This window comes from Sphingobium sp. LMC3-1-1.1 (assembly GCF_040676285.1).
Classification (GTDB): Bacteria; Pseudomonadota; Alphaproteobacteria; order Sphingomonadales; family Sphingomonadaceae; genus Sphingobium.
Map to the genome: position 1 here is coordinate 1 of NZ_JBEGHQ010000075.1, position 279 is coordinate 279.

General features: G+C 63.4%; 1 protein-coding gene. It reads left to right on the forward strand.

Annotation, left to right across the window (positions count from 1 at the left end):
• Positions 1-279, forward strand: a 279-nt coding sequence (locus MRBLMC3_RS21150) for a GntR family transcriptional regulator (RefSeq protein ID WP_363832122.1), incomplete at both ends; no start/stop codon positions are given.

A 279-nucleotide genomic window follows, 5' to 3' on the forward strand; every position in this document is an offset into this window, starting at 1 on the left:
AAACGGCGACGTTGACCCAGTCCGTCTATGCGCAGTTGCGCGCCGACATTCTCAGCGGGCGGATGCGTCCTGGCGAGAAGATCCGTGCCGAAGCCCTGCGCAAGCGGTTCAACACGGCCAGCAGCCCCGTTCGGGAAGCTCTCAACCGGCTCCTTTCAGAAGGCTTCGTCGCGCTCGAGGAGCAGAAGGGCTTTCGTGTCGCGCCGGTGAGCGCCGAGGAGCTGAAGGAACTCGTCAAGACGCGCTGCTGGATCGATGGCCTGGCCATTCGTGAATCGA